This window comes from Xanthomonas hortorum pv. cynarae, assembly GCF_002939985.1.
Taxonomy (GTDB): domain Bacteria; phylum Pseudomonadota; class Gammaproteobacteria; order Xanthomonadales; family Xanthomonadaceae; genus Xanthomonas; species Xanthomonas hortorum_D.
In genome coordinates, this window is sequence record NZ_MDFM01000063.1 from 1 (window position 1) to 3905 (window position 3905).

3 protein-coding genes and 1 pseudogene are annotated in these 3905 nt (G+C 54.1%); all 4 read left to right on the forward strand.

The features are described from left to right. Positions 1–115: 115 nt before the first annotated feature. Positions 116–1156, forward strand: coding sequence for a hypothetical protein (locus XcyCFBP4188_RS23530; protein WP_233397378.1), 1041 nt, complete (start codon positions 116–118; stop codon positions 1154–1156). Then, positions 1157–2068, forward strand: a complete 912-nt coding sequence (locus tag XcyCFBP4188_RS22035; protein WP_095574672.1) for a hypothetical protein — start codon at positions 1157–1159, stop codon at positions 2066–2068. Between the two features lie 232 nt (positions 2069–2300). Continuing rightward, positions 2301–3164: pseudogene (locus XcyCFBP4188_RS22040) on the forward strand (hemagglutinin repeat-containing protein); the annotation flags it as partial. 167 nt (positions 3165–3331) lie between these two features. Next, a complete protein-coding gene (locus XcyCFBP4188_RS22045; RefSeq protein ID WP_428977255.1) occupies positions 3332–3820 on the forward strand; it encodes a TspO/MBR family protein in 489 nt (162 codons plus the stop codon). Positions 3821–3905 lie beyond the last annotated feature (85 nt).

Below are 3905 nucleotides of genomic sequence, written 5' to 3' on the forward strand. Positions count from 1 at the left end.
CGTGCAGCGAGCAATTTTCATGGCTGAGAGTCGGGGCTAATCAGGATAGTTTAATCGCTCGGGCCATTAGTGTTAACAGGCCCTAGGAAGTGCGGCGCTTGGTGGTATTGCGGGTGTGCAGGTTGGCGCAACAACCGCGCTGGCGGGAGATCAGTTCAATCGGCAGCTGCATCCTGATGAAGTGACATGGATTCGCCAGAACGCCGAAGCTTTCGCATTGCAGGAAGGCATTAGTGTCATTGAAGCGAAACAGCGCCTGACTGTGGAAGCTGCGGCGCAAGTGGATGCAGTGATCGCAAAGAAGGTCGGTATCGAAAATATCGACACAGAAGCTCTAGCGTTTTTGAATTCAAATCAAAATCAATACAAGTGGGGTCAGGCCTTCAAGGCAACTGATGACGAGTATGCCAACTTCCACCAATATGGAAATCTTCTTGCGAATAATCCTGATCAATTTCGCGGGGTATATAACGCTCTCGGCGCATCTGGAATAACAAAAGACTCCTTGCAGCAGGTATATCAGAGCGAGCTGTTGGCTTGGTCTACTGCGACGCGTGGGTCGGACGGTGTGGCCATGCTCGAGACGTTTACCGGTGATGTGGGGATGGCGGCAGGCATCATCCGTAATATTGCACAAGGCGACACCCAGGCTACCGGTACGAGCATCGCTCTTGCGGCGATGCCGACAATTGTAGGCAAAACAGTTGGTCCCCTGTTGCGCCCACTGGCGAAGGCGGCTGACGAAACGCTTTGGCTAAATGGTCAGGTCATTAGTAGTACTTGGATGAATGCCAAGAATGAGCTGACTTGGATCAATCCACTGACTGGTGTAAAGGAAGCAGTGCCTGCAACGGCTAAAATTCATGTGGATCACGTCCTGCCACAAAATGCTATTCGGCAAATTGAAGGTTTTGATTATTTGCCAAAAAGCGTTCAGAATGAGATTCTGAAAGACCCTGCGAATCTGCAACCAATGATCAAATCAGCTAACTGTTCAAAGGGGTGTAAGGTAGAGGCCGAAGGTGCGGGGTGGATGACGTGGAATGGAAAGCCGGTTAGTGAAAAGTACAAGATGTACTTGGAAGAGGCGCAGCAAGATTTTCGGATGAAAGTTTCAAAGATCATTGATGATAATAATGCGTTAAAAGGAAAATAAATGAAGAATTTGTCGGGTCGAAGCGATCGGCCATGGGAGTTGATGGGTGTCTTCAAAGATGAGTTTATTTTGGAATTCAATGGGGGTATTTATTCTGATGTGGATGGTATTTGTGATAAATATAATTTTTTGCATGAGCGAGACGGCGCTGGATATAGGAATGTCGACTATTCTGGGTTGCTTTTAAATGGTAAAAATTGGACTCTAGAACCTTTGCGGCTGCTCCAGCCGAACTCCTATCAAGCTTTTCAAGAAGCTGCGGAGCCATTGTTGCTCGGTGTTATGTTAATCGAGGATTTGAGGAACCCAGGAGGTCCTCCGATGGTTCGGCCAATTTTATTTCTAGAGGTGCATGGTAGGATGGTGGAAGTCTTCGCAACGTTCCCAAGCTCGACTTACGAGGACGGTAACGACTGCTTCGGTTCTTTGCTCAGCTTGCCGGATGGCTTGGCGAAGTCCTGGTTGTGGCGAACCGACGGATGGCGTATTCCAGGAAGTGTAGGTGAAGGTCCTATGACCAATCGTCAGTTGATTGGGCATCCTTCATCAAGGTGGCGGGATGCAGATACTTATTTGGATAGCCTGGGTAAAGGGTGGAAAAAGAAGTATTTACCGAAAATAAAAGAATTATTCCCTGATGCAGTGACGAATATAAATGGTGTAAAAAGAATTAAGTTTAGATGCTTTTTGGATACGAGGCCGGTAGGCGTCGGTGGTCCAGAGGGAGATCAATTCTTCGTTTGCTCGACCCGTCAGGATCAGGTGGTCTACCATGTCCATGAAGGGGATGTTGAAAATTTACGCGTGTTGCGTAATCCGGAGGATGCGATAGATCGTTATTGCGCTCATGTATTGCGCCGCAAACCGGGTCAATTTGACTTCAGCGATTGGAGTGAGCCATTTCGTCCTTGATAGTGGGACGGTAGTGGATTTGATATTGGTTAGATATGGCACTCATAGTGCTGGACCCAGCAAGTAAAGTTCCTCCGGAATTTGCTCTTTGAAAATTTAGTAATAGCCAGCTCAAAATTATGCTCGGTGGGTGTGGTTATGATCGGCGCGGCTCTAGCCATTAATCTGATCGCTGAGGCTGGAGTCTGTAAATTGCAGCCTCCGTTTGCGGCGCGTGCATTGACCACTTGGCACCGATCTCACCGCAATGGGCCGTGCCGCCAACGGGCTTGGCGGCATCAGCGCCTGGCGCAGCAATGGCCCAGGCCGTCGTTACCTGATCGAGACCGATCCGCGCTTCGTCAACTACGACAACTTCATCAGCAGCGACTTCCTGCTGGACAAGCTGGGCGTAGACCCGGAGTGGACCCAGACCCGCCTGGGCGATGGTTTCTACGAGCAGCGTTTGGTGCTGGATCAGATCACCCAGCTCACCGGCCGCCGCTATCTGGGCAACTACGCCGATGGCGTGGCGCAGTACCGCGCCTTGCTGGAATCCGGCGTTGCCGCCGCAGGCCAGCTGCAGCTGAGCGTGGGCGTGGGCCTCACCGCCGCGCAGGCCGCTGCGCTAACGCAGGACATCGTGTGGATGGTGGAGCAGGACTACCAGGGCCAGAAGGTGCTGGTGCCGGTCGTTTATCTGGCATCCAACTCGCTGCAGTTGCGTGGCAACGGCGCCTTGATCGCTGGCGGCAACGTCGAGCTCAACGCCACCAACGCCATGAGCAACCAGGGCGTCATCGCAGGCGCCGACGTCAGCATCACCGCCGGCAATCTGCTCAACCAGGGCCGCATCAGTGGTACCGGTAGCGTGGCACTGGAAGCCCGTGACGACCTGTTCAACCAGGGCCAGATCCAGGGCCGCGATGTGGCGTTGGTGGCAGGTAACAACCTGGTCAGCGAAGCGTCCAAGGCCATCAACGGCGTCGGCATCCTGTCCGGCATCACCGCCAGCAACACCCTGCAACTGTTCGCCGGCAATGACATGACGCTGACCGGCACCCGCGTGCAGGCCGATGGCAGCGCGGCGCTGATCGCCGGCAACAACCTCAGTCTCACGCCCAGCGCCTTGCGCAATTGTCAGCCTCCCGTAAAGTTGATCCATCCATGATCATAGGTGTGCGTTCTGTTTGCATTGCCTGGACAGGCTATGTGGCAGCGTGCCCGACATTCGGATGCCGGAATAGCATGCTCTCACTCGCTAAGCTCTGTATGGAGATGTCGATGACGAAGAAATCGCAGTGGTTTGGACTGCTGGGGTGGTTGGTGCTGTGCTATCTGGTCGCTGCCCTGGGAGCGATGGCGTCGATCAAGGCGGCGAGCTTCTACGCCGAGTTGCAGCAGCCGGCCTGGGCGCCGCCGGGGTGGCTGTTCGGGCCGGTGTGGACCGCGTTGTACGGAATGATGGCGGTGTCGGTGTGGCTGGTCTGGTGGCGCGGTGGGTGGAGCAGTGCGCGTGGGGCGCTGAGTCTGTTCGTGCTGCAGTTGGGGTTGAACGGGTTGTGGAGCTGGTTGTTCTTTGCATGGCACATGGGCGCCTGGGCGTTTGTCGATATCGTGGCGCTGTGGGTGGCGTTGGTGCTGACGATCGTAGCGTTCGCCAAGTGGCAGCGGGTTGCTGCGTGGTTGTTGGTTCCGTATCTGCTGTGGGTGAGTTTTGCGGCGGCGTTGAACTATTCGGTGTGGCAGCTCAACCCTCAGGTGCTTGGCTAAGAGCCTGTTCAAAGTCTTCTAAGCAGCAACGCCAGGAATGCCAGGTGGATCATCTGCAAGCTGGTGTTGAGTTGACGCTCGCAAT

Excerpts from the sequence above, each read along its gene's own strand:
- XcyCFBP4188_RS22045 (WP_428977255.1), top strand. The coding sequence starts at position 3,332 with ATGACGAAGAAATCGCAGTGGTTTGGACTGCTGGGGTGGTTGGTGCTG.
- XcyCFBP4188_RS22035 (WP_095574672.1), top strand. The coding sequence starts at position 1,157 with ATGAAGAATTTGTCGGGTCGAAGCGATCGGCCATGGGAGTTGATGGGT.